The sequence below is a fragment of the Aeromonas sp. BIGb0445 genome (assembly GCF_024809075.1).
In the GTDB taxonomy this organism is placed as follows: Bacteria; Pseudomonadota; Gammaproteobacteria; order Enterobacterales; family Aeromonadaceae; genus Aeromonas; species Aeromonas rivuli.
On the sequence record NZ_JANUES010000017.1, the window covers coordinates 19,368 to 38,096 of the forward strand.

An 18,729-nucleotide genomic window follows, 5' to 3' on the forward strand; every position below is an offset into this window, starting at 1 on the left:
TCCTGATCCCAAAAAATGAACAAGGGGTAATAAGTGGCACGCACTATTATGCTCATCCCGGTCGGCACTGGTGTCGGCGTAACTTCCGTGAGTCTTGGCGTGGTTCGCGCCATGGAACGTCACGGTGTCAATGTCAGCTTCTTCAAACCGGTTGCCCAGCCGCGTCCGGGCGAGATTGGAGCCGAGCGCTCCACCGCCGTGATCCGCGCCGCTGCCAACATCAACCCACCCGAGCCCTTCGCCCTCTCCTACGCCGAGAACATGATCACCACCAGCAACACCGATATCTTGCTGGAAGAGATTGTGGCTCGCTTCGAAGAGCACGTGAAAGCCAGCGGCGCCGAAGTGGTGGTGGTCGAGGGCATGGTGCCCACCGACAAACAGCCCTTTGCCAACAAGCTGAACTATGACGTCGCCAAGGCCCTGGACGCCGACATGGTATTCGTCACCCACCCGGGTCATGACTCCAGCCAGAAGCTCAAAGAGCGCATCGAACTGGCCTGCTCCAACTTCGGTGGCGTCAACAACCCCCGCATCGTCGGCTGCGTGATCAACAAGGTGGGCGCACCGGTGGACGAGCACGGCGTGACTCGCCCCGATCTCACCGAGATGTTCGAGGCCCATCACCACACCACAGATGCCGCCCATAACCTGGAAGTGCTGCAGGTGTTTGGCAAGAGCCCGCTGCGCATCCTGGGTTGCATCCCCTGGAACACCCAGCTGATCGCCCCGCGCGCCAAGGATCTCTCCAAGCACCTGGCCGCCAAGATCCTGCACAAGGGTGAACTGGACAGCCGTCGTCTGCAGACCGTGACCTTCTGTGCCCGCTCCATCCACAACATGGTTGAGCACTTCCGTCCGGGCAGCCTGCTGGTTGCCTCCGGCGATCGTTCGGACGTCATCGTCTCCGCCTGTCTGGCCGCCATGAATGGCGTCAAGCTCGGTGCCCTGCTGCTGACCGGCAACTATCACCCGGAACCGCAAGTGATGGCCCTGTGCCAACAGGCCATGGCCACCGGCCTGCCGATCATGATCACCGGCACCAACACCTGGCAGACCGCGGTCAGCCTGCAGAACTTCAACGTCGACATTCCGGAAGATGACCGCGAGCGGATCGAACTGGTGCAGGACTATGTGGCTGGCCACATCGACAAGCACTGGATAGAGTCTCTCTCTGCCAAGTCCACCCGCTCCCGTCGTCTGAGCCCGCCGGCATTCCGTTATCAGCTGACCGAGCTGGCCCGTCAGGCCAACAAGCGCGTCGTGCTGCCAGAAGGGGAAGAGCCGCGCACCATCAAGGCTGCCGCCATCTGTGCCGAGCGTGGCATCGCCCGTCCGGTGCTGCTGGGCAACCCGGAAGAGATCCGCCGCGTCGCCGAACAGCAGGGTGTGGTGCTGACCGATCGCGTCGAGATCATCGACCCGCTGGAAGTGCGCGAGCGCTATGTGCCGCGTCTGGTCGAGCTGCGCAAGAACAAAGGCATGACCGAAGTGGTCGCCCGCGAACAGCTGGAAGACAACGTGGTGCTGGGCACCATGATGCTGGAGCGTGGCGAAGTGGACGGTCTGGTTTCCGGCGCCGTGCACACCACCGCCAACACCATTCGTCCGCCGATGCAGATCATCAAGACTGCCCCGGGTTCGTCGCTGATCTCCTCCATCTTCTTCATGCTGCTGCCTGATCAGGTGCTGGTATACGGTGACTGCGCCATCAACCCGGATCCGAGCGCCGAACAGCTGGCCGAGATTGCCATCCAGTCCGCCGACTCCGCTGCCGCTTTCGGCATCGAGCCGCGCGTCGCCATGATCTCCTACTCCACCGGTACCTCTGGCGCCGGCGCGGACGTAGAGAAAGTGCGTGAAGCGACCGAGCTGGCCAAGGCCAAGCGCCCGGACCTCATCATCGACGGCCCGCTGCAGTACGACGCGGCCATCATGGAGAACGTGGCCAAGTCCAAGGCACCGAACTCACCGGTTGCGGGTAAAGCCACCGTGTTCGTGTTCCCGGATCTGAACACCGGCAACACCACCTACAAGGCGGTACAGCGCTCCGCCGAGCTGGTCTCCATCGGCCCCATGCTGCAAGGCATGCGCAAGCCGGTCAATGACCTGTCCCGTGGCGCCCTGGTGGATGACATCGTCTACACCATCGCCCTGACCGGTATTCAGGCAGCCCAGGCAGAGGCCGAGTAATAGCCCCGCTCTGCCCTCTTGCAAAAACCCGCCTCCTGGCGGGTTTTTTTATGGCTGGCGGGCATTATGTTGATCCCGAAGATCAAATCCGGATCCGGTCAGATCTCGCCCCAGCGCCTAGAGCCTTCGCCAATAGTGATGCAGCGCCTGAGCGAACACTCACATTCGCGCCAGGGGGTTGAGCAATTGCACTCCAGTCGAGATCAGAATGAAATACTCTTTTAAGATCAAGTAACTAACGCTAGACACACCGCTAATCTACAGACTTTTCCACAGCTTTTGTGGATAGTTTCTGGATCATTTGAAAGAAAACAACAGATGCAGATGGTGCCTCTTGGTGTACCTTGCCTCATGCTCATGGCTTGTTCATCCCTTGCCGACTCACTAGAGTAGAGCCAGACAGAGAGGGGAAGACGAGATGAAGATACTGATCACGGGGGGGACAGGTTTTATCGGCCGCAAGTTAGTCGCCCACCTTAAAGTACAGCATCAGGTGGTAGTATTGAGCCGTCAGGGGAGCCATGCGTATCAACTGCTCGGCCACGATATGCAGCTGATTGACTCCCTGGACCGGCTCGACCATCTCAACGACATCGATGTGGTGATCAACCTCGCGGGGGAGCCCATCGCTCAGGGGCGCTGGAACCCGGTTCGCAAGCAACAACTGTGTGATAGCCGCTGGCTGCTGACCGAACAGCTGGTCGATCTCATCAAGCTCTCCACCACCCCCCCCAAGGCACTGCTTAGCGCATCTGCCATCGGCTGGTACGGCCGCCAGGATGACAAGCCACTGGATGAGGGGTGCGATCACCCCAGTCTCGAGTTCACCCATCAGCTCTGCAACCGGTGGGAATCCCTGGCCCTGGCGGCCAGCAGTGAACAGACCCGGGTCTGCATCTTGCGCATTGGCCTGGTGCTGGGGCTAGATGGCGGCGCCCTGCCCAAGATGCTGCCGCCCTACAGGGTCGGGCTCGGCGGCCCCATGGGTAAAGGGCAGCAGGTGGTCTCCTGGATCCACATTCAGGATCTGGTGCGCGCCTGGCTGTTTCTGCTCGAGCATGACGATTGCCAAGGCATCTATAACGGCACGGCGCCCACCCCGGTCAGCAACCGGGAGTTTAGCCAGCAACTGGCCAAGTCGTTGAAGCGCCCCCACCTGATGCGCATTCCCGCCTGGACGCTGCAGCTCATGATGGGCGAGGCCGCCGACCTGCTGCTCACCGGGCAAAGAGTCCTGCCGAAACGGCTGCAGGACGCAGGCTTTCATTTCAGCTTCCCGGCCCTGCCCCAGGCGCTTTGCAATCTGCTGGAACGCCCCCCATCGAGCCCGTAACCAGAGATCCTCAAATAAAAACGCTTCATCCGCCGGATGAAGCGTTTTTTCTTTTTCTCCGGTATCTACCTGGGTGAGCCCTTAGAGCAGCCCCTGACCCAGGCCCCGCAGTCGATCGCTCAGGGTGCCCGCCAGCAACTGGCGCTGCATCCCCTGTCCGGCCAGGGTGACCAGCAAGGCACCCAGCACAGGCAAGCCCAGCCAGATGAACCAGTGGAACTGCCACTGCCCTTCAAACCAGAGCAGTTGCAGAGCCAGGGAACAGATCTCCACCACGGCCGCCCCGCACAATCCCGCCAGCAGGCCCGTCGCCACCAGCTCCCAACGCAACATGCGCTGCAGCAGCTCACTGCTCGCCCCCAGGGTACGCATCAGCAGCAGCTCCCTGCGTCGGCTCGCCATGCTGGCCTGGGTCTGGGTCAGCAACACCAGCAGGGCCGCCACCGTCACCAGCCCCAGCATCAAGGCCAGGGCCCGGCTCACCTGTTGGGAGACCTGGGTCAGCCGGGCGATCAGATCATCCACATCGATGAGGGAGACGGTGGGGTACTGACGTATGAGCGCCACTTCGGCGCCCTTGCCGCTGCTTGGCAACCGATAGCTGCCAAGCCAGGTCGGCGAGAAGTCAGTCAGCAGATCCGGCGAGAAGATCATGTAGAAGTTGGGACGCATGTTGTCCCACTTGATATGGCGCAGGCTGGTGACGCTCGCCTCGAACTCGCGCCCCTCAATGTTGAAGCCCAGTGTGTCGCCCAGCTTGATGCCCAGCCGCCCGGCTACTTCATCATCTACAGAGACCTCGCCTTTGCCCGCCAGCCAGCGCCCCTGGGTGATGCGGTTATCGGCAGGCAACTGCGCCGTGCTGGTGAAGTTGAGTTCCCTGTCGATTCCCTCCCGGCCATTGGGCCCGATGAGGTCGCCGGCAATGCTGGTCAGGCGGCCACGCACCATGGGGTAGAAGTCCGAGGTGACGGCACCCGCTTCGCCGAGAGCTGCGAGTATGGGAATGCGCTCCTCGCTGCTGATGTTGACCAGGAAGCGATTGGGCGCATCGGCGGGCAAGCGGGCGGAAAACTCGTCGAGTAGATCGACCCGGGCCGCCCACAGCAAGCCAAATAACATGAGTGCAAGGGCGAACCCCGCCAACTGGAACAGACCGGCACCTCGCTCCCTGGAGAGATGCGCCAGGGCCAGACGCAAGGCGTGGGGCCCCTGGAGGCGGCCGCCGAGCCTGAGCAGGCCCGCAGCCATCACGGCCAGCAATCCCATCAGCAGCCCCATGCCCGCGACCAGCCCCAGGGACAAGCCCAGCTCGGCGGTGAAGCCCCACACCAGGGCGAACAGACCGAGCAGACCCACCGGCAGCGCCAACCAAGGGGGGACGCTCGCCGACAGCTCACGACGCAGGACCCGCAGCGGCGGCACCTTGAGCAGGCGCAAGAAGGGGATGAAGGCGAGTAGCAGGGTGATAAAGAGCGCCACGGCCACCCCCAGGGCGAATGGACGCCAGGAGGGGGGCGGCAGATCCGCAGGCAAGAGGCCACCGAGCAGATGCAGGGTGAGCCACTGCATGGCGCTGCCCGCCACCAGGCCAAGCAGAGCGCCCACCAGGGTGAGGCAGAGCAGCAGGGTGCCCATCAGGCGCCACAGGGTTCCTCGCGAAGCCCCAAGTGTCTTGAGCAGGGCCACCATGCTGGTCTGGCGTTCGGCAAAATGCCGCACGGCTATGCCCATGGCCAGGGCACCGAGCAAGACCCCCGCCAGGGACGCGAGCCGGAAGAAACGCTCAGCGTTGGCCAGGGAGCGCCCCACCTGTGAGCCTTTGTCATCCGGGGTGACCCACTTCTGCCCCGTCACCAGCTTGGGTTTTATCCAGGCTTCGAAGCGGTTGATGTCGGCCCGCGAGCCCTGAAACAGGTAGCGCCACTGCTGACGGCTGCCGGGCAGCAAGGCGCCGGTTGCCCCTATGTCATCACTGTGGATCAAGGCACGCGGCGCGAGCAGGAAGGGGCTAAATCCCTGATCCGGCTCACGGCCAAGCAGACCCGCCACCTTGAGATGGGTATTGCCCACCTCAAGCGCCTCCCCCACCTTGGCCTCGAGCAGTTGCATCAGCCGTGGCGACAGCCAGATCTCGCCCGGTTTGGGGGCTTGCTGAGGGGTCAGCTCCAGGGTGCCATAGAAGGGGAAACCACTCGGTACCGCACGAATAGAGGCGAGCTGAAACGCCTCGCCGTGAAACAGCATGCTGTTGAAGCTGACCGTGGCTTGCACCGCCAACTTGTCCTGCTGCGCCCTGGCCAGCAGATCGGGACTCAGGGCCCGGCTCGTGCCCAGGGCTCTGTCTGCCGCGATAAAGTCACGACCCGAGGCCTTGAGGCCAGCGTCCAGCCGATCGGCGACCAGGGCCACACTCAGCACGCAGGCGACGCAGAGCGCCAGCGCCAGCACGAACCAGCGCAGCTCGCCACTGGCCCCTTCCCGGCGCAGCAGACGCAGCGCCAATCGTAAATGCATCATTATTGGGGCTCCCTCACGGTTTGACGCTCATGCCATCCTGACCGCATCATTGCGACCTCCTCATGCGCTGACATCCTGTTAACTGGGTCATGACTGCTCTCTATCGACATAAAACCGGATCCCGGGGCCAGCGTCAGGCACGCACGGCGCTGCTGTCATCGCGGTCATCGCGGTCATCGCGGTCATCGCGGTCATCGCGGTCATCGCGGTCATCGCGGTCATCGCGGTCAGCAGCATGGAACTCCTCACCCGGGCTGCCCTGCAAGCGGCCACTTGCCATGGTCAGTTGGCGCTGGCAACGCTGAGCCAGTGCCAGATCATGGGTGACCACCACTAGGGTGGTGCCATGGGTACGGTTGAGTTCGAACAGCAGCTCGATGACGGTATCCCCCGTCTTGCTGTCGAGGTTGCCGGTCGGCTCGTCTGCCAGCAGCAGGCTGGGTCTGGTCATGAAGGCGCGCGCGATGGCGACCCGCTGCTGTTCGCCACCAGAGAGCCTGGGGGGCAAGTGATCCAGCCTGTCTTTCAGGCCGACCGCCGCCAACAGCTCGCGGGCCCTGGGTTCGCAATCGCGCTCGCCACGTAACTCGGCAGGCAGCATGACGTTTTCCAGGGCGCTCAGGGTCGGCAACAGCAGGAAGGATTGGAATACGAAGCCGATGTGATCGGAGCGCAAGCGGGCGCGCCCCTCTTCATCCAGCTCGCCGAGGGAGTGACCCTGAATGCGGATCTCGCCGCTACTGGGCAGATCCAATCCGGCCAGCAGGCCGAGCAGGGTCGATTTGCCCGAACCTGAGGCACCGACCAGAGCCAGGGTCTCCCCCGCCTTGACTTGCAGCGAGATCCCCTCAAGGATGGTCAGATTGTCACTGCCAAGGCGCACAGACTTGCCGAGGTTGCTAATCGAAATGATGGGAGTTGAAGTCATGGCGCGTATCCTGTTCGCCTTAATGTGGGTGATGGCCTGTGGCCAGTTGCAGGCACAGACTCTGTTAGTGCTGGGCGACAGCCTGAGTGCCGGTTATCAGATGCAGGCCGAGCAGAGCTGGCCTGCCCTGCTCCAGCAACAGTGGCAGCAAACCGGTGGCCAGCATCAGTTGATCAACGCCAGCATCAGCGGCGAGACCACGCAAGGGGCCCTCACCAGACTGCCTGTCTTGCTCAAGGAGCACAAGCCGGACTGGCTGCTGATCGAGCTGGGGGGAAATGATGGCCTGCGCGGTTTCCCGCCCGCCATCACTCGCCAGAATCTGGCCAAGATGTTGACCATGGCCAAGCAGCAGGGGATCCACACCATCCTGACCCAGATCCAGCTGCCCCCCAATTACGGGGCCCGTTACCTGCGCCAGTTCGAAACCATATTCCCGGATCTTGCCAAGGAGAATGAGCGGCCACTGCTGCCCTTCTTCCTCGATGATATTGCCACTCGCCCTGAACTCATGCTGAATGATGGCATCCACCCCAAGGCCGAGGCACAGCCGCTCATCCGCGACAAGGTGGCCCGCTTCGTCGAGCCCTTGCTGACTCACTGACAGGCTCTTGTAGAACCAAAAAGGTCAGCAGATGCTGACCTTTTTGGTTGCTGAACCAGCCCGATAGTTTGTCAACCCAGCAACTGACGCAGCCGCTCCTGGGCGACCCCCACCAACAGGTCCGGCTGGAACTTTGAAATGAAGCGGTCACAGCCGACCTTCTTGACCATGGCCTCGTTGAAGTTGCCGCTGAGCGACGTATTGAGGGTGATGAAGAGATCCTGCATGCGCGGGTCGCTGCGCACCTCGTGGGTGAGGCGGTAACCATCCATCTCCGGCATCTCGGCATCGGTGATCATCAGCAGTATTTCGTCGGTCACTCTCTTGCCCGCATCGCACCAGCTCTTGAGCAAACGCAAGGCCTGCAGGCCATCCTGACATTCGATCACTTCGAGTCCGAGTTGCGCCAGGGTATCGCGGATCAGGTTGCGGGCCGTGCTGGAATCATCGACGATCAACACCTTGCGCCCCTGCATCTGCGGCAGCAGTTCTCTATCCAGCACGGCGTCGGAGATGCGGATGTCGTAGGTGATGATCTCGGCCAGCACCTTCTCCACGTCGATGATCTCGACGATCTGCTCGCTATCGCCCTCCCGCAGGCGGGTGATGGCGGTGAGGTAGTTGGCGCGACCCGCCGAGCGCGGCGGCGGCAATATGTCCTTCCAGGTCATATTGGCGATGTTGGCCACCTGGCCGACCAGGAAACCCTGAATGGTACGGTTATATTCGGTGATGATGAGGTTGGCCTCTCCCTCCTGGGCTTGGCCGCGCATGCCGATGGCGCTGCGCAAATCGATGACGGGGATGGAGACACCGCGGATATTGGCCACGCCGCTGATGTTGTGATGAGAGCCAGGCATCTTGTTCAGGTGGGGCAGTTTCACCACCTCGCGCACCTTGAACACGTTGATGGCAAACAGCTGACGGGAGCCGAGTCGAAACATCAGCAACTCCAGGCGATTCTCCCCTACCAGCTGGGTACGTTGATCCACTGAATCCAATATGCTCGCCATGATTGCCCTTCTCTCCCAATCCGAATGCGGTCCAGTATAGGGACTCGCCGATCCCGGTACTATGGCCATTACTATGTTATGTCGGCCGCCACCGGGGTTTTCTTGATAAAAAAACGGGGCCAGAGGCCCCGTTTGTATTGTTAATCTCTCTCTCAGTAGCTGCAAACCAGCTTCCAGCTGCCATCACCCGCCTTGGGCTCGGAGCTGGTCCACCAGTTCGCCTGCCAGACCGCACTGCCATTGGTCATGCGATCGTTGCCATTGGCATGGTCCCCTTGCGGCCAGCTCGGGTAAGCCGGATAGGCCGCCGGATTGACGCTCTGGGAGCTGCAGGTCGTGCCGCCCGGGCCAGGGTTGCTGCCGCCGCCCAGTACCGCCTCGGCCAGGGCCGGGAAGTCGGACTTCAGGCCTATGGTCTGGCTACCGCTGACGAGGCGCACGCCACTTGGCACACCGGCTGCCGGCAGGTAATAGGTCATGGCGACTTCAACATCCGTCCCCGGTGCCCAGGCCTTCCAGCCCGGCAGGGTCAGGGCCACCTTGTGGAAGTCCTTCTCATTGGCGATGCCGTCGGAGTTCTGGTTGCCACCGCTCTCGACCACTGTCAGCCCCATACCGCTCTGATCCGTAATGGTGTCAGAAGTGGAGGTGGGCATCAGGAACTCGATGCGGGTGCCGCCCGGAATGGTCTGGGTGGAGTTGTTGGTCAGCTTCAGGGTCGGATTGATGGGATAGTTGGAATCCCCCTCCTTGAAGCCAGTCAGGCTGACGGCGATGTCGAGCTGAGCGGCCGGGGCCGGCAGATCGTTCTGCTTCAGGCTAGCTTTGCTCGCCGTGGCGAACTTGTCATAGGCCAGGCTGGTGAGGGTGCTGCCCATGACATATTCGTTCTTGGCGGGATCGAAATCATAATCCCCCGCCATCTCCCAGAACATGACGCCACCCAGACCGCGCTTGATGATGTAGTCCAGCTTGTGACCCATGGACTCTTCATCTTCGGTGGAGAGGAACACTTTCTTCTCTTCGTTCCACAGCCAGGGCGCATGGGCCTTGTCATCGTAGTAACGCACGTACTGACCTTGCATCACGTCAGCCGGGTTATTGGCATCCAGCCCCCAAGCCGCGCCGTAGCTGGGCAGGGTAGTGATGCCGAGGCTGGCCGCATGCTCCAGGTTCTTGGCATGCCACATGGGCACGGCGCCGCCACCTATCTCATTGCCGTTCTTGTCCAGATCGTGCCAGATGTTGTCGATACCGACCGCGCCATTGCCACAAGGGATGGTGCTGCCCCCGGTACCCGGTTGGCAGTCGCTCTGGCTTGGCAAGGCTGCCTTGCCATTGAGACCATGGGTACCACCGGTGACCCCCTGCCAGCCACGGGTGTAATAAGGAACACCCACGTTGATCTTGCCAGCCGCCATGGCACCACGGAAGTAGTGCGCCGCCCAGGCTGCGTTCAGGTAACCGATGGCACCGAACTGAGCCTGGTTATAGACACCCCACTGGGCCAGTTCCGGATCTGCCTTGTTGTCGAACAGCGCGGCATTATGGGCCACGAAGTTGTTCCAGGCACCGTGGAAGTCATAGGTCATCAGGTTGACGTAATCCAGATACTGGGTGACCTGGAAGTTCTCCATGCCACGCAGCAGATAGGCCGACGCCGGTGACGCTATGGTCAGCATGTACTTGCGATCGTCTTCGGTGCCCGCGTTGTCGAGCCGCTCACGCAGCGTCTTCATCAGCACTTCATAGTTCGCAAACAGCTTGCCCCGACACAGATTGGAGAGCGGGAAATCATTGGGGTTACCCGCATCCTTCATGGAGGTCGGATATTCGTAATCGATATCCACCCCATCGAAGCCGTACTGGCGAATGAAACTCACCGCCGAGTTGGCCAGCGCATTGATGCCAGCGGTATTGACCGAGCAGTCACCCTTGGTGGTGGCGGCATAGAAACCACGGGTATCGGCCCAGCCGCCCACGGAGATCAAGGTCTTCACGTCTGGATACTGTTTCTTGTACTTGGAGAGCAGGTTGAAGTGGCCCTGATAGGCAAACTCCGGATCCATTTCGGCGCCCGGCACCCCTTCCCAGGTCAGCTTGGTGGCGGCGTCATCCACCTTGATGAGGTGACTCTGCTCATCCACGGCGGCGAACGCATAGTTGATGTGGGTGATCTTGTCCCAGGGGATGTCGTTTACCAGATAGGAAGGCAGACCGTTCTTGCCGGTACGCCAGGAGGTGAAGTAACCGATGACGCGGCGGCCATGGTCATCCCCCATGCACTCGCTGCCATCGGCGCGATAGATCTGGCGAACGTCGCAGGAGAGATTGCCACCGGTGGGCGGCAAGGCCGCCTCTTCGATGCTGACCGACACCGGGGCGGACTCCCCCGACAGGTTCTGGCTGTCTACGGCGACCAGGGTCAGCGCGGCGCTCCCCTTGGTCTGCGGCGTCCAACTCAGCTGCCAGGGCGCACTGCTGTCCTCACCCGCCTTCTTGCCATCCACATAGAGCTCGACCCTGGCCACATCGTTATTGGCATCGGTGACATTGCCGGTCACTGTGACGGCGCGACCCAGGGTGAGTTTGGCCCCGGCGGCCGGGCTGGTGATGCTGGCCTTGGGCGCCTCGGGGGCAACCACGGCCGTCACCGTCACACTGACCTGAGCTTCATCCAGGTTCTTGCCATCCTTGTCCAGGGCGCGAGCCGTGATTTGATGAGCGCCCACTCCGCTGGCAGCCCAACTGGCTGACCAAGGGGCAGAGGTCGCGGCAGCCACCTGACTGCCATCGACCAGATAGACCACCTGGGTCACGGCGCTGCTGCTACCGGCCAGGCTGACGGCCAGAGCCAGTTCTGCACCCACGCTCACCGAGCTGCCCGCGGCCGGGGAAGAGAGTGTCAGGTCCAGTGCAGGGGGAGTCGTATCCTGATACAGCGTCCAGGCATCGGCCCAGACAGTACCTGTGCCCGGGGCGTAGTGAGAGCTGGCACCGCTGCACCAGCCGGAGTAGGGGAATGCTTTGCATTGGTAGAGGCTACCGATGTTGCTGACGATGTCGCCAGCCTTGTAGGCGGTGCCTGCCTGATAGGCGGGGTAAGCCGCGAGTGCCCAACCGGGCAGGGACGCGAGGGCGACCAGCATGGCTAGCCGACTTGGTCTTAAGACTTGTTGCATCTTGTTATCATCCTTGTTTTTTGTCTTGGCAAAACGCTGACCAAGGCAAAGCACAACCGCAACAGGTACGACGAAGAAGACAAGTGACGATGGACGCGTCACTGACTCTTACCTGGGTAACCCCGCTATCCTGGACCCTGGAGTCGGTAGACCGGAGGCTTTGCGTCCCGGTCTTTCAACCGGTTTGCTCTTTACCTGGATTCCATCTGGAACGGCCCGAGTATAGGAAGTCGCCCGCAAATGCTCAATCTTCATTCACAAAGGAAAATATGTTTTGGCGGAACACAAAGAACGCAGGAAAAGTAGCCAAAATGCCGCGAACAGCTAGCAATTAACACGATTATCAGCACAAGCATCGACACCGATATGCCCGAAACCGCTGATATCATGCGCTGGAACTGTGAGCCACCTCATGACTAGGACGCCATACGATGATTGATGAGACGACAATTCATGTCGGGAAGGGGAGCGAAGAGCGGATGCACATAGCAAAAAGGCCACCGCGATGCGGTGGCCTTTAGCTTTCTTGTAACAAGAAATTGGTGGAGCTACGCGGGATCGAACCGCGGACCTCTTGCATGCCATGCAAGCGCTCTCCCAGCTGAGCTATAACCCCGAAACCTTTACTCTTTAGACAATCGGTTCTGGTGTCCGTTTGCCTTACTACGAAATAGTGGTGGAGCTACGCGGGATCGAACCGCGGACCTCTTGCATGCCATGCAAGCGCTCTCCCAGCTGAGCTATAACCCCGAAATCTTTACTCTTTAGACAATCGGTTCTGGTGTCCGTTTGCCTTACTGCTAAATAGTGGTGGAGCTACGCGGGATCGAACCGCGGACCTCTTGCATGCCATGCAAGCGCTCTCCCAGCTGAGCTATAACCCCACAAAGGTCGGCCTGGGTGATACACACCGCACTGCCCTGGGCACTTCATCTTCAATCAAGAATCTGGTGGAGCTACGCGGGATCGAACCGCGGACCTCTTGCATGCCATGCAAGCGCTCTCCCAGCTGAGCTATAACCCCTTAGATTCCAGATTGTTCGAGGAGAATTTGGTGGAGCTACGCGGGATCGAACCGCGGACCTCTTGCATGCCATGCAAGCGCTCTCCCAGCTGAGCTATAACCCCAACTCACCTCGGCGCTACCAAAGTTATCTCCGGCAACGGAGGCGCATGATAGGCATCGACCGCTTTGCTGTCAACCCAAAAATACCCCTCGTCGATGCGTTTAGTCAAAATTCAGGCAGTTAGCTGTTTTTACCGGCAACCCTGTCGCTATCTTGCTGTTTTTGGTCACAAATCACTCTTGGGTACAAACAACAAGGGCCCCCGAACGGGAGCCCTTTCTATGGCAATGAATCGACTTACTCGGCGGCCATCCGCGCTGCGATGTAGGCCAGGGCGAGGTCGATGCGAGCCAGCACCCGCTCCTTGCCCACTAACGCCATCACGGTGTCGGCGATGCCAGGGGAGATTGGCCCAGACCGGTGACGGCAATGTCCGACGGCAAGCTTACTCGGCGGCCATCCGCGCTTCGATATAGGCCAGGGCGCGGTCGATACGAGCCAGCACCCGCTCCTTGCCGACCAAGGCCATCAAGGCGTCGATACCCGGGGAGAGATTATCCCAGACCGGTGACGGCAATGTCCGACGGCAAGCTTACTCGGCGGCCATCCGCGCTGCGATGTAGGCCAGGGCGAGGTCGATGCGGGCAAGTACCCGCTCCTTGCCGACCAAGGCCATCACGGCGTCGATACCCGGAGATTGACCCAGACCGGTGACGGCGACGCGCAGCGGCATGCCGACCTTGCCCATGCCCTGGCCCAGCTCGGCGGCAGTGGCTTCAATCAGCTCGTGCAGCGCCTCCGTGGTCCAGCTATCCAGGGTCGCCAGCTTGGCCCTGGCCAGGGTCAGCGGCTCGGCCGCGACGCCGCGCAGGTGCTTCTTGGCGGCGGCTTCGTCCAGCGCTTCGTACTCTTCGAACAGATAACGGCTCTGGGCGGCCATCTCCACCAGGGTGTTGCAGCGCTCGGCCAGCAGGGTCACCACCTCAGGCAAGGTCGGCCCCTTGCTGGTATCAATGTTCTGCTCCGCCATGTGCCATGCCAGATGCTTGGCGACATAGGCCGGATCCAGGCTGCGCATGTAGTGGTTGTTGAGCCACAACAGCTTGTCGGTGTTGAAGGCGGATGCCGACTTGGAGATGGCATCCAGGCTGAACAGCTTGATCATCTCGTCCAGGGTGAAGATCTCCTGATCGCCGTGGGACCAGCCCAGACGCACCAGGTAGTTCAGCAGGGCTTCCGGCAGGTAGCCGTCGTCGCGGTACTGCATCACGGACACGGCGCCGTGGCGCTTGGAGAGCTTGGCACCGTCGTCGCCCAGGATCATGGAGACGTGGGCAAACTCCGGCACGGGCGCGTTCAGCGCCTTATAGATGTTGATCTGGCGCGGGGTGTTGTTGATGTGGTCTTCGCCACGCACCACGTGGGTGATCTCCATGTCCCAGTCATCGACCACCACGCAGAAGTTATAGGTGGGCGCGCCGTCGGTACGGCGAATGATGAGATCGTCCAGCTCGCTGTTGGCGAACTCGATGCGGCCACGCACGTGATCATCGAACACCACGGAGCCTTCGGTCGGGTTGCGGAAGCGAATGACGTGGGGCGCATCGGCCGGGTGATCGTGAGCGGCATCCCGGCACTTTCCGTCATAGCGCGGCTTCTCGCCGCTGGCCATCTGGCCTTCACGCAGCGCGTCCAACCGCTCCCGCGAGCAGAAGCACTTGTAGGCGCGGCTGTCGGCCAGCATCTCGTCGATCAGGGCGTTGTAGCGATCGAAACGCTTGGTCTGATAATAGGGACCCTCATCCCAGTTCAGCTCCAGCCATTCCATGCCCTCGATGATGGCGTCGATCGCCTCCTGGGTGGAACGTTCCAGATCGGTATCCTCGATACGCAACACGAACTCACCGCCCTGGCTTTTCGCATAGAGCCAGGAGTAGAGCGCGGTACGGGCACCGCCGACATGCAGGAAACCGGTCGGGCTGGGCGCAAAACGGGTTTTGACTTTCATCTTTAAGCCTTGTGTAGAGGGCCTTGGGCCAATGCGTTAGAAAAACCGCCGCATTTTAGCACTCCCGCCCCCGGATGGGAAAACTGGACATTGATCACCCCCTTCAAGATGAGCAACCCGGATATGCAACAGGCTCTCCCCTGGGAGAATCGAACCTAAACCCCAGCAACGGGGCCGAACAACAGGACGGTAACGCTCAGCGCTCCCAATGGGGAAATCTGGGCCTGCGCAGGGTGCAGGGTGCAGGGTGCAGGGTGCAGGGTGCAGGGTGCAGGGTGCAGGGTGCAGGGTGCAGGGTGCAGGGCAAGCATGAATCCCTTTCTCCCCGGACATGAGGAGGATCGCAAAACATCTCGCTATTTTCGGCTCTACTGCTAACAAAAGCTGGAGCTTTCAGCTAATCCGCCGATATTTCAGCCAACTTCACCCTACAACAAGGAACGCATGATGCAGTTTCGTTCTATTTCACACCGCATACTGGTGATGGCCGGGATCGCCATGACCCTCGCACTGGTGATCCTCATCTTGCAGACCCAATATTCGGGCCGCCAGACTCAGCAACTGACCGTCAGTTCCAGCCGTGAAGCCCTGCAAGAAGAGGCATGGCAGAAAGTCAGTGCCGAGGCCCGCGCCGAGGCGGCCGCCATCACACAACTGCTGCAAAAGGGGCTCTCTTATACCCAGCAGATGGCCAGTGTACTGACCCTGCAACAGGAGGGGCTGCTCAGCCTCAGCCGTCCACAGGTCAATGATCTGCTCAAGGCCCAGCTCGCCCTCGAGCCACAGCTCTATGGTGCCTTCGCCGGTTTCGAGCCCAATGGCTTTGCTGGCGATGATGCCCTCTTCGCCGGTCAGACTGAACTGGGCAGTGACCCCCAAGGCCGCTTCGTGCCCTACTTCTATCGTGATGGCACCAAGATAGGCTCGGATCTGCTGCTCTCCATCGAGAAAAGCGACACAGACAGCTTCGGCAACCCGGCCAACGACTACTATGCCTGCCCGAAACAGCAAGGCCAGGCCTGCCTCATCGACCCTTTCAAGGTCGACATCAACGGTCAGCAGGTGTTGGTGAGCACCATCACCAGCCCCATCATGGTCAAGGGTCAGTTCAAGGGGATAGCGGCGCTGGATCTGACGGTAGACTCCATCAATCAGCAGGCCAGGCACCTCAACAGCAACATCTATGACGGCAAGGGTGAGACATTGATCGTCAGTGCCGCCGGGGTGATCACCGGCACCAGTGGCGATGCGGCCCTGCTCGGTGGCCCGGCCGCACAACTACTCGGTCAGGAGTGGCGTCAATACCTCAAGCCAGAGGTGCAGCGCCAGGAACTCAACGAGGCATTTCGGATCTCTGTGCCCATTCAGGTACCTGGCATGCACCGCAACTGGGCCATCATCGTCACCCTGCCCTATCAGGTGGTGCTGGCCCGTGCCGATCAGCTCGAAGCTCAGCTCAACGACCTGAACCGTGCCGCCATGAGCCAGCAGCTGATAGGCGCCCTGCTGGTGCTGGGCTTGGCCCTGGCCGCCATGCTGTTTATTGCGCGCAGCATCACGGGTCCTATCCGGCAGATGGTCAGCTTGGTGGATGACATCGCCGATGGCGAAGGAGACTTGACCAAGCGACTCCAGGCTCACTCAGTCGACGAACTGGGGGATCTGGCCAAAGGCATCAACCGCTTCATCGACAAGCTACAGGGGTTGCTCGGCGATGTACTCTGTACCGCCAGCGAGGTGAACCGTCACGCCGGTGATACCGATCGCATCGCGGGTCAGACGGATCGCAACCTGCAATCTCATCAGGCGGAGATGGAGCAGATGCTGACCGCGGTGCAAGAGATGTCCTATGTCAGTCAGGAGGTAGCGACCCATGCCAACAACACCGCCGACTCCGCCAAGCAGGCCCAGAGCGCGGCCGATGAGGGCAAGGTACGCTTCCAGCAGGTGATCCAGTCGATGCACAAGGTCGCGACGGAGGCTGGCCGGGGGGCCGAGGTGGTCGAAGGGCTGGCCCGGGACAGCGAGCAGATCACCAGCATTCTCACCGTCATTCAGAATATTGCCGATCAGACCAACTTGCTGGCACTCAATGCCGCCATCGAAGCGGCCCGGGCCGGGGATCAGGGCCGTGGCTTTGCCGTGGTGGCCGATGAGGTGCGCCAGCTGGCCCGCAATACTCAGCAGGCGGTACAGAACACTCAGGAGCTGCTCGAGAAGATACGTCACAGCTCGACCAATGCCGTCTGTGCCATCAGTCTCAGCCAGCAATTGACGCAACAGGCCGTGACAGAGGCGGATCTGGCAGAGGCCGCCCTTGGCAGCATCTATCAGGCCATCGCCACCATCAATGACATGACCTACCAGATAGCCTCCGCCGCCGAGGAGCAAAGCTCTGTCTCCGAGACGGTCTCTGGCAATCTGGCCCAGACCAACGTCCTGGCAAATGACATCGCCCAGGATGCAGCCGAGACCGCCAACGCCAGCCAGGCGCTGCGTCAGGCGGCGGAACGATTACAGCAATTACTGGGACAATTCCGACTGCGCTGATAATTTTCCTGTCACGGGCTCTCCCCCTCGGGGACGAGTCCGTTTACCATAGGCGCCTGATTTGCCTGATGGCAGGCAATTGTAGTGAGAGGTAACTGCCGTGCCCACCCCGGATCGTCGCCCCCGTGGCCATAACAGACGAGCACAGCGTCATAAAGACGAGTCTCAAGGATCCCTGCTTGAACGTATCAACGCCGCCAGCCTGCCCCTGCGCCAGCAACTTGGCCAGACTCTGGGGCAGCTGAGAAACCGGGATGCCAGCCGGCCCAAGACGGATCAGGGCCGCAAGTGGCAAACCCCTCTGCCCCGCAAGCACTGCATCGCACTGCTGATCCTGGTGCCAGTCTGGTTGATCCTGCTGGCCTGGGAACCTGCGCCCAGCGCGCCGCAAGCAGCCCCCTCCGGCGTGCTCAGCGTGCCCGTCGCCATCCCGGTCCAAGCCCAGAACGCGCTGCGACAGCCGCAAAATCAGGCAAAGGTTGCCGTCGAACCCGAACCGGTCAATGGCAAGTGGCTGCGGCACAAGGTGGCAGCGGGCGAAACCCTGTTCTCCCTGTTCCGCCAGTTTCAGTTACCCGGGGTCGAGTTGAGCCGCCTCATTGCCATTGAGGGGCCGGACAGACCGCTGACCCGGATGCAAACCGGCAAGTCACTCAACATCCTGGTCGGAGACGATCAACGGATCCAGCGTGTCGAAATCCGGGACGACTTCCAGGTACTCTATCGTTACGATCGCCAGGGTGAGGGTTTTGCGCTCAAGGAGTAAGGTATTCAAGGCGCCGAACAGAAAAAGGAGGCTTGATGCCTCCTTTTTCATGCTCAATCCCTGCCGACAACGGCTTGATTGACCAATAGTTTTACCTTGCTCAAAAAATGAATCCTCGAAAATTGACAAGGATCCGCGCTCACGTACAATCGTTTTTGCTTTAAACAGGGACTGTTGAGCACGACTGAGACGGTTAAACAGGTCAGTCATGCCCTCCCCCTGTCTTCTAGGCAAACCCTGCCTGTACCAGGCGTTAGTTTCATTTTGTTATAGATAGGACTTACACATGTCTGACATTCGCACCGGCCAAGTCAAATGGTTCAACGAGACCAAGGGTTTCGGCTTCATCGAGCAATCCCAGGGCCCGGACGTTTTCGTTCACTTCTCCTCCATCCAGAGCACTGGTTTCAAGACCCTGGCCGAAGGCCAGAAGGTTCAGTTCACCGTGACTCAGGGTCAGAAAGGTCCGCAGGCTGAGAACGTTACCCTTCTCTAAGCAGCCGCCTTGCTAGGAGGAGATCTCTCCTCCTATTTTGCTTCTATTGCCTTCCTATATTGCCTTCCG

The 18,729-nt window shown here is 60.8% G+C and carries 10 protein-coding genes, 5 tRNA genes, 2 pseudogenes and 1 riboswitch; of the genes and pseudogenes, 6 read left to right on the forward strand and 11 right to left on the reverse strand.

What is annotated here, in order from left to right; translation table 11 throughout:
- The first annotated feature begins 33 nt into the window (after positions 1-33).
- On the forward strand, positions 34-2,193 hold the full coding sequence (gene pta / locus M2367_RS19415) for a phosphate acetyltransferase (RefSeq protein ID WP_259238001.1): 2,160 nt from the start codon (positions 34-36) through the stop codon (positions 2,191-2,193).
- Positions 2,194-2,611: 418 nt separating this feature from the next.
- Complete coding sequence (locus M2367_RS19420; RefSeq protein WP_259238003.1) at positions 2,612-3,526, forward strand: TIGR01777 family oxidoreductase; 915 nt, start codon at positions 2,612-2,614, stop codon at positions 3,524-3,526.
- 81 nt (positions 3,527-3,607) lie between these two features.
- Here M2367_RS19420 and M2367_RS19425 read toward each other — a convergent pair whose 3' ends face one another.
- Positions 3,608-6,046 (reverse strand): ABC transporter permease, encoded by a 2,439-nt coding sequence (locus M2367_RS19425; protein WP_259238004.1) that lies wholly within the window; start codon positions 6,044-6,046, stop codon positions 3,608-3,610.
- Positions 6,047-6,305: 259 nt separating this feature from the next.
- Positions 6,306-6,974: pseudogene (locus M2367_RS19430) on the reverse strand (ABC transporter ATP-binding protein); the annotation flags it as partial.
- Here M2367_RS19430 and M2367_RS19435 point away from each other — a divergent pair.
- A complete protein-coding gene (locus tag M2367_RS19435; protein ID WP_259238005.1) occupies positions 6,973-7,578 on the forward strand; it encodes an arylesterase in 606 nt (201 codons plus the stop codon). The pseudogene M2367_RS19430 and the gene M2367_RS19435 overlap by 2 nt on opposite strands.
- 71 nt (positions 7,579-7,649) lie before the next feature.
- Here the strand turns inward: M2367_RS19435 and M2367_RS19440 are convergent, their stop codons facing one another.
- The 9 genes and pseudogenes from M2367_RS19440 to gltX all read right to left on the reverse strand — a co-directional run bounded on the left by M2367_RS19440 (position 7,650) and on the right by gltX (position 14,848).
- Positions 7,650-8,591: a chemotaxis protein CheV gene (locus M2367_RS19440; protein WP_042040342.1), complete on the reverse strand. Its 942-nt coding sequence runs from the start codon at positions 8,589-8,591 to the stop codon at positions 7,650-7,652.
- Positions 8,592-8,743: 152 nt separating this feature from the next.
- Positions 8,744-11,773: a glycosyl hydrolase family 18 protein gene (locus M2367_RS19445; RefSeq protein ID WP_404972887.1), complete on the reverse strand. Its 3,030-nt coding sequence runs from the start codon at positions 11,771-11,773 to the stop codon at positions 8,744-8,746.
- 112 nt (positions 11,774-11,885) lie between these two features.
- A riboswitch (cyclic di-GMP riboswitch) is annotated at positions 11,886-11,972 on the reverse strand.
- 341 nt (positions 11,973-12,313) lie between these two features.
- Positions 12,314-12,389, reverse strand: a tRNA-Ala gene (locus M2367_RS19450).
- 58 nt (positions 12,390-12,447) lie between these two features.
- A tRNA-Ala gene (locus M2367_RS19455) sits at positions 12,448-12,523 on the reverse strand.
- A gap of 58 nt (positions 12,524-12,581) precedes the next feature.
- Positions 12,582-12,657 (reverse strand) — tRNA-Ala (locus tag M2367_RS19460).
- Between the two features lie 64 nt (positions 12,658-12,721).
- Positions 12,722-12,797, reverse strand: a tRNA-Ala gene (locus M2367_RS19465).
- A gap of 28 nt (positions 12,798-12,825) precedes the next feature.
- Positions 12,826-12,901, reverse strand: a tRNA-Ala gene (locus M2367_RS19470).
- Between the two features lie 384 nt (positions 12,902-13,285).
- Positions 13,286-13,390 (reverse strand): annotated as a pseudogene (locus tag M2367_RS19480) (glutamyl-tRNA synthetase); the annotation flags it as partial.
- A 42-nt stretch (positions 13,391-13,432) separates the two neighbouring features.
- A complete protein-coding gene (gene gltX, locus M2367_RS19485; RefSeq protein ID WP_259238008.1) occupies positions 13,433-14,848 on the reverse strand; it encodes a glutamate--tRNA ligase in 1,416 nt (471 codons plus the stop codon).
- Positions 14,849-15,295: 447 nt separating this feature from the next.
- Between gltX and M2367_RS19490 the strand changes: the two genes are divergently transcribed.
- The 3 genes from M2367_RS19490 (at position 15,296) to M2367_RS19500 (ending at position 18,660) form a co-directional block, all read left to right on the forward strand.
- On the forward strand, positions 15,296-17,398 hold the full coding sequence (locus M2367_RS19490) for a methyl-accepting chemotaxis protein (RefSeq protein WP_259238010.1): 2,103 nt from the start codon (positions 15,296-15,298) through the stop codon (positions 17,396-17,398).
- A gap of 100 nt (positions 17,399-17,498) precedes the next feature.
- Positions 17,499-18,164, forward strand: a complete 666-nt coding sequence (locus tag M2367_RS19495) for a LysM-like peptidoglycan-binding domain-containing protein (protein WP_224432127.1) — start codon at positions 17,499-17,501, stop codon at positions 18,162-18,164.
- A 286-nt stretch (positions 18,165-18,450) separates the two neighbouring features.
- On the forward strand, positions 18,451-18,660 hold the full coding sequence (locus M2367_RS19500) for a cold-shock protein (RefSeq protein WP_005317918.1): 210 nt from the start codon (positions 18,451-18,453) through the stop codon (positions 18,658-18,660).
- Positions 18,661-18,729: the final 69 nt, after the last annotated feature.

Coding starts and splice junctions, on each gene's coding strand:
- M2367_RS19490 (WP_259238010.1), top strand. CDS start 15,296: ATGCAGTTTCGTTCTATTTCACACCGCATACTGGTGATGGCCGGGATC.
- M2367_RS19425 (WP_259238004.1), bottom strand. CDS start 6,046: ATGATGCATTTACGATTGGCGCTGCGTCTGCTGCGCCGGGAAGGGGCC.
- M2367_RS19445 (WP_404972887.1), bottom strand. CDS start 11,773: ATGCAACAAGTCTTAAGACCAAGTCGGCTAGCCATGCTGGTCGCCCTC.
- M2367_RS19435 (WP_259238005.1), top strand. CDS start 6,973: ATGGCGCGTATCCTGTTCGCCTTAATGTGGGTGATGGCCTGTGGCCAG.
- M2367_RS19420 (WP_259238003.1), top strand. CDS start 2,612: ATGAAGATACTGATCACGGGGGGGACAGGTTTTATCGGCCGCAAGTTA.
- M2367_RS19440 (WP_042040342.1), bottom strand. CDS start 8,591: ATGGCGAGCATATTGGATTCAGTGGATCAACGTACCCAGCTGGTAGGG.
- gltX (WP_259238008.1), bottom strand. CDS start 14,848: ATGAAAGTCAAAACCCGTTTTGCGCCCAGCCCGACCGGTTTCCTGCAT.
- M2367_RS19500 (WP_005317918.1), top strand. CDS start 18,451: ATGTCTGACATTCGCACCGGCCAAGTCAAATGGTTCAACGAGACCAAG.